The following is a 5,809-nucleotide window of genomic DNA, read 5'->3' as shown; positions in this document are numbered from 1 at the left end:
CGAAGACGACCGCCTGACCCACGGCCCCGCCCACCACGGCACTCCACCGCCCCGCCCGGCACCCACCGGACGGGGCGGTTCGGCATTTCCGGGGGGCCCGCTCCTGCACCGTGCACGTCGATCCGTCAGGGCTACGTCCTCGGGCCGGGCAGGCGGGTGCGGAACGTGGTGCCGTCCGGGGTGGTCCCGCACGGCGAGGGTGCCGCACGGTGAGGGTGTCGCCGTGGAGGGTGGCCGGGCCGAACACGCCACGAGGGGCCCACGGCGCAGGTGCCGGCGAACGTGTGTCACCGGGCGGCGGCGCAGAGGTCCTCGGACAGGGTCCACAGACGGCGGGCGCCGTCCGGGTGGGACGCCGTGCAGGGTGCCGGTGCGGCGGTCCACGGTTTCGGTCTCGTTGCAGTCGACGAAGTAGCGTCCGCCGATGCCCTCCAGCAGTGGTGAGGTGGCGAGCAGGACGGAGGTCGCCGCGCCCAGTTCGACGGTCTTGACGAGTTCCGCGGGGACCTTGCCGCGTCCGCCGGTGTGGTGCTGGAGGTTGGTGTAGATCGCTCCGGGCATCAGGGCGTTGGCGGTGATGCTGTCGGCCTTCCAGCGGCGGGTGGCCTCGACCGCGAAGAGGGCGCCGGCGGTCTTGGGCTGGCCGTGGGCGAGCCAGGGGTCGTAGGGGGCAGAAGGCGAAGTCGACGTCGTCGAAGACGACCGGGGAGGTCTGGTGGCCGGTGGAGCTGACGACCACGACCCTGGCGGAGCCGGCGGTGGCCAGCACCGGGTGCAGGGCGGTGGCCAGGGCGAAGTGGCCGAGGTGGTTGGTGGCGAACTGCAGCTCCCGGCCCTGTTCGGTGTACTGCTCGGTGCAGGCCATCACCCCGGCGTTGTTGACCAGTACGTGGAGCGGCCCCTGCCAGGACGCCGCGAACTCGGCGACGGAGGCCGGGTCGGTCAGGTCCAGGCGGGACACCCGCAGGTCCCGGTTGCCGGTGGTGGTGGTGATGTCCTCGGCGGCGGCCTCGCCCGCTTCGGTGTCGCGGACGGCGAGGGTGACCTCGGCGCCGGTCAGGGCGCGGGCGGTTTCGGTGCCGAGGCCCGAGGAGGCGCCGGTCACCACCACGCGCCGGCCGGTCAGGTCGATGCCGGTGGCGACTTCGGCGGCGGTGCTGGCGAAGCCGAACGCGGTCCTGATCGCACGCATGGGGAACTCCTTGCCGAGTGACGTGGCGTCAGTTGTGCCGGGTGTCAGGAATGTCAGGGGACGAGTAGGCGGTCCTGCTCGGTGGGAGGTGTTCCGTCGCGCCAGGGCAGCACCTTGCCGAAGCCGGCGAGAGCCCGGCCCAGCCCCTGATTCGCCCCGGTCGCCAGGGCGATGCGTGGAGTGTTCATGCCCTCCACGCTGGGAACTCCCCGGGCATGCGTCCAACGAAAGTCATGCACACCCGGTATGCGCGGATGTCATGGATGCGGCGCATCGAGCATCGACGAGGAGGCGCCGGTCCTTCCGGCCGCATCTGGTGTTTCGACGGCAAGTCGCTAACATGAGTTGTCCTCATGTTTTTGGACCCATGTCTCTGTCCCACCCATTGCCATCGTGAGCAAGGAGTCAGGCCGTGCCGAACCGACTCGACCTCCCGGCGGGCTTCCGCTGGGGCGTCTCCACCGCCGCCTACCAGATCGAGGGAGCCGTCGAGGAGGACGGGCGCGGCCCGTCCGTCTGGGACGTCTTCGCCGCCCGCCCCGGCGCTGTCCGCGACGGCCACACGGGAGCGGTCGCCTGCGACCACTACCACCGCTATCCCGAGGACATCGCCCTGATGCGGGGCCTGGGGCTGGACGGCTACCGGTTCTCCATCGCCTGGTCCCGCGTGCAGCCCACCGGCGCCGGCCCGGTCAACCCCGCCGGACTCGCCTTCTACGACCGCCTGGTGGACGCCCTGCTGGAAGCCGGCATCACGCCGCTGCCCACCCTCTTCCACTGGGACCTCCCGCAGGCCCTGGAGGACACCGGCGGCTGGCTGGACCGCGACACCGCGTACCGCTTCGCCGAGTACGCCGCGATCGCCGCCGACCGCCTCGGCGACCGCGTCCCGACCTGGATCACCCTCAACGAGCCCTTCGTGCACATGGTCTACGGCTACGCCCTCGGCACCCATGCCCCCGGCCGTGCCCTGATGCTCGACGCCCTGCCCACCGCCCACCACCAGCTGCTCGGCCACGGCCTCGCGGCCGCCGCGCTGCGCGAGCGCGGCCTGGAGGTGATGATCGCCAACAACCTCACCCCGGTGTGGCCCGCCTCCTCCTCGGACGCCGACCTCGCCGCCGCCGACGCCTACGATGCCCTCCACAACCGCCTGTTCACCGACCCGCTGCTCCTTGGCCGCTACCCCGACCTCTCCGCCTACGGCGTCGCCCCCGACCTCGGCGGCTGCGTCCACGACGGCGACCTCAAGCTCATCTCCGCCACCCCGCTCGACGGCCTCGGCGTCAACTACTACAACCCCACCCGCATCGCCGCCCCCACCGACCCCGGCCTCCCCTTCGCCGAGGCCCCCATCGAGGGCGTCCCGCGCACCGCCTTCGACTGGCCCGTCGTCCCCGACGGCCTCCGCGAACTCCTCACCGGCCTCCGCGACCGCTACGGCACCGCCCTCCCACCCGTCACCATCACCGAGAACGGCTGCTCCACGACCGCGACCCTCGACGACCAGCCCCGCATCGACTACCTCGCCGGCCACCTCGACGCCCTCGCCGAGGCCGTCGTCCAAGGCGTCGACGTCCGCGGCTACTTCACCTGGTCCCTGATGGACAACCTGGAGTGGGCGGAGGGGTTCCATCAAAGGTTCGGCCTGGTGCACGTCGACTTCGAGACGCAGAAGCGGACGCCGAAGGCGTCCTACGCCTGGTACCGGGACGTGATCGCCGCCCAGCGGAAGCGGTCCGCGAGGTAGGCGGGCCGGTCTGGTCGGGCACCGGGCGGGGCTGCTTCACGCTCGCGCCACGCCCGTGCAACACGCTGCTGGGAGCATCGACCGCATGCTCTCCCTGGTCGCCCCGCCCACGCACGGCAGGACCGCGTCGCCCACCGAGGGCGGCGGGGCCGGGGCGGTGCTGCGCGCGGTACTGACCGGCGGCCCGCTGACCCGCAGCGCCGTCGGCCGGGCCACCGGCCTCAGCCCGGCTGCCGTCTCCCGCCACAGCGCCGACCTCACCGGACTCGGGCTGCTGCGCGTCCTGCCACCGCCGGACGGTCCGCCCAGGGCGGGGCGCCCGCAGCTGCCGCTGGACATCGACACCCGTCACCACCTCGCCTGCGGGGTGCACATCGGGGTGCCGTGGATCACCTTCGCCCTGCTGGACCTGCGGGGACGGGTGGTCGCCCACGAACGCCTGCCCCGGCGTGGCGACGCCGCTGCGGTCCTGGGCACCATCAGGGCGTACCTACCGGGTTTCCTGGGCCGCCGGGCCACCGGCCACTCGGTGCTCGGCCTCGGGGTGGTCACCGGCGGCTGGGTGGACTCCGAGACCGGCCGCGTCGTCTCCCACGGCCCGCTCGGCTGGCACGACGTCCCCGTCCGCGACGTTCTGGCCGACGCCACCCGGCTGCCCGTGCACGTCGACAGCCACGCCCGGGCGCTGGCCCAGGCGGAGCTGCTGTTCGGCGCCGGCCGCACGGCCACCGAACTGGTCCAGCTGTTCGTCGGCAACGTCGTCGACGCGGCCATCGCCACCGGCGGCAGCGTGCTGCGCGGGAGGCGGTCCCGCGCGGGCGACATCGGCCACCTCGCCGTACCCGCCTCCACCGAGCCCTGCTCCTGCGGACGGACGGGCTGCCTCCAGGCCGCCGTCGCGGATCGGACCCTGGCCCGCCGGGCCCACGCCCTCGGCCTGGTCCCCGAACCCGACTTCGGCCTGCTGCTGGACCTGGCCGGCGCCGGGAACCGCGCCGCGATCCGCCTCTTCGAGGAGCGGCTCCGGCTCGTCGCGCCCGCCGCCGGCCTGCTGCTGGACGTCCTCAACCCCGAGGTCCTGGTGGTCAGTGAGGCGGGGCTGTCGGTGGCGCCCTGCCTGCACCCGTACCTGGCCGAACAGATCCGCCTGCACTCCAACGCCGCACCCGAGCAGCTGGTCACCGCCACTGCCTTCGGCGTCGACGTGCTGGCGGTCGCGGCCTGCGCCGGGGTGCTCGACAGCGTCTACCAGCGGCCGATGGAGCTGCGGACGGCCGGGAGCTCGACCGCCCGGGCGATGCGTTGAGCCCTCGTCAACGGCGCATTAATTCCACCGCCAGGCGAATCGTTGAACGGCCGGACGGCGGGTCGGAGAATCGGGTAAATCCCCTTTCTCCCGCCTGCCGAGCCCCGGAGCGTTCCGCCATGCCCGAAAGTCCCGCCGATCGCCAACTCCACTTCAACCTCTTCCTGATGGGAGTCGGCCACCACGAGGCCGCCTGGCGCCACCCCCGCACCGACCCGTCCGCCGCAGGTGACGTCGCGCACTTCCAGAGGCTCGCCCGGACGGCCGAGGCGGCCGCCTTCGACTCGGTGTTCCTCGCCGACGGCGTCGAGGCCCGCTCCGACGGGGGATGGGGCCTGATCAGCCACTTCGAACCGTTCACCCTGCTCACCGCGCTGGCCGCGGTGACCACGAGGATCGGCCTGATCGGCACCGTCTCCACCGGCTTCTCCGAGCCCTACAACCTGGCCCGGCAGTTCGCCTCACTGGACCACATCAGCCACGGGCGGGCCGGCTGGAACATCGTCACCTCGGCCGGCGACCGCGCCGCCCAGAACTTCGGCCGCAGCGCCAACCAGGACCATGCCGTCCGGTATGAGCGGGCCGCCGAGTTCCTCGACGTGGTCACCGCCCTGTGGGACAGCTGGGAGGACGACGCGCTGTTGCTCGACCGTGCGAACGGGGCCTTCGCCGCCCCGGACCGGGTGCACGACATCGACCACGTCGGAAAGCACTTCCAGGTGCGCGGGCCGCTGAACATCCCGCGCAGCCCGCAGGGCCACCCGCTGCTCGTGCAGGCCGGATCCTCCGACGACGGCAAGGCCTTCGCGGCCCGTTGGGCGGAGGCGGTGTTCACCGCGCAGCAGACGCTGGCCGAGGGGCAGGCCTTCTACGGCGACCTCAAGCGACGGACCGCCGAGGCCGGCCGCGACCCGGCCCGGGTGAAGATCCTGCCCGGCGTCGTCCCCGTCCTCGGCTCCACCGAGGCGGAGGCACGTGCCCTGGACGAGGAACTGGACGCGCTGATCAACCCGGCCCGCGCGGTCGGCGTGCTCTCCACGGTTCTCGGCGTCGACCTCACCGACCACCCGCTGGACGAACCGCTGCCGCCGCTGCCGCCGGTCACCCGGATCAACGGTGCCAAGAGCCGCTTCGAGCTGATCCGCGACCTCGCCGAGCGCGACCGGCTGACCCTGCGCCAACTCGTCGGACGGCTCGGCGGCGGCCGTGGCCACCAGGTCGTGGTCGGCACCCCCGAGCAACTCGCCGACCACATCGAGACCTGGTTCACTCAGGGCGCCGCCGACGGCTTCAACATCATGCCGCCCGTCCTGCCCGGCGGCCTGGACGACTTCGTCGAGCAGGTGGTCCCGATCCTGCGGGCACGCGGCCTGTTCCGCGAGGGCTACACCGGGAACACCCTGCGCGAGCACTACGGCCTGCCGCGCCCGGCCGGGCGGTACACCGCGCCGTAACGGTCGCGCGTCGGGCCGGGCGCCGGCCCGCACGTCGGCCCGGCGCCCGGCTGCACGGGGGAAGGCCCGGACCGACGCCACGGGGGAAGGCCCGGACCCCTCGGTCC

At 73.2% G+C, this 5,809-nt stretch carries 4 protein-coding genes and 1 pseudogene; 3 read left to right on the top strand and 2 right to left on the bottom strand.

From position 1 onward, the window contains the following. Nucleotides 1-287: 287 nt before the first annotated feature. Both ACFVYI_RS42135 and ACFVYI_RS42130 read right to left on the bottom strand, forming a co-directional pair. Nucleotides 288-1,192: pseudogene (locus tag ACFVYI_RS42135) on the bottom strand (SDR family NAD(P)-dependent oxidoreductase). A 53-nt stretch (nt 1,193-1,245) separates the two neighbouring features. After that, nucleotides 1,246-1,380 carry a hypothetical protein gene (locus ACFVYI_RS42130; RefSeq protein WP_387895381.1) on the bottom strand — a complete coding sequence of 45 codons (135 nt, stop codon included), beginning with the start codon at nt 1,378-1,380 and terminating at the stop codon, nt 1,246-1,248. Between the two features lie 224 nt (nt 1,381-1,604). On the opposite strand from ACFVYI_RS42130, the gene ACFVYI_RS42125 reads away from it, so the two are divergent. The 3 genes from ACFVYI_RS42125 to ACFVYI_RS42115 all read left to right on the top strand — a co-directional run bounded on the left by ACFVYI_RS42125 (nt 1,605) and on the right by ACFVYI_RS42115 (nt 5,702). Further along, on the top strand, nt 1,605-2,942 hold the full coding sequence (locus ACFVYI_RS42125) for a GH1 family beta-glucosidase (protein WP_387895379.1): 1,338 nt from the start codon (nt 1,605-1,607) through the stop codon (nt 2,940-2,942). Nucleotides 2,943-3,027: 85 nt separating this feature from the next. Continuing rightward, complete coding sequence (locus ACFVYI_RS42120; RefSeq protein WP_387895376.1) at nt 3,028-4,248, top strand: ROK family protein; 1,221 nt, start codon at nt 3,028-3,030, stop codon at nt 4,246-4,248. Between the two features lie 119 nt (nt 4,249-4,367). After that, nucleotides 4,368-5,702 (top strand): LLM class flavin-dependent oxidoreductase, encoded by a 1,335-nt coding sequence (locus ACFVYI_RS42115; RefSeq protein ID WP_387895373.1) that lies wholly within the window; start codon nt 4,368-4,370, stop codon nt 5,700-5,702. Nucleotides 5,703-5,809: the final 107 nt, after the last annotated feature.

It is taken from the genome of Kitasatospora sp. NPDC058218 (assembly GCF_042882445.1).
Lineage (GTDB): Bacteria > Actinomycetota > Actinomycetes > Streptomycetales > Streptomycetaceae > Kitasatospora.
The sequence above is the reverse complement of the archived record's forward strand: the minus strand, read 5'-3'. Positions and strand labels throughout refer to the sequence as shown.